The sequence below is a fragment of the Salibacter halophilus genome, from assembly GCF_008806325.1.
Lineage (GTDB): Bacteria > Bacteroidota > Bacteroidia > Flavobacteriales_G > Salibacteraceae > Salibacter > Salibacter halophilus.
Genome location: NZ_WACR01000028.1, coordinates 1 through 478 on the forward strand (window position 1 = coordinate 1; position 478 = coordinate 478).

Consider the following 478-nt stretch of genomic DNA (forward strand, 5'->3'; position numbering starts at 1 on the left):
TCAACGTATCCAAACAACTCCCGGCAGAGTAAATGAGCTCCACCGAATAATTGCCCCCGACAATCGGTTCAATAACTACCGTATCAGCAGAATCACTCAAAGTAGTATTAGGCGTCACAACCGACCAGCTTTTAGGGAAAGAAGAAGTCGTATCAGTTGTCGCCAAAAAAACCGAATCTCCGGGACATAAACTAGCCGTATCCGAAACCCAAAGCGCCAATGAATCAGGAGCCACATAAAAAGTGTCAGAGAAAGAACATCCGACAGAATCAGTCACAAGGACAGAATGCGTTCCCGTATCAAAGAAAGTAGAAGCAAGAGTGTCACCATTGGACCAGTTGTACGAAAAAGGCGGCACCCCAAACGCATTCATCACCGAAGCCTGCGCACCAACACACCCCGGAATAGTAGAAGAAGCATAATTTACCGAAGTATTTAAGAACCCAACCGTATCGACATAAAACGAATCAGTATAAAC

At 45.2% G+C, this 478-nt stretch carries 1 pseudogene; it reads right to left on the reverse strand.

Going from position 1 to position 478, the window contains the following annotated elements:
- Positions 1 to 478 (reverse strand): annotated as a pseudogene (locus F3059_RS13740) (hypothetical protein); the annotation flags it as partial.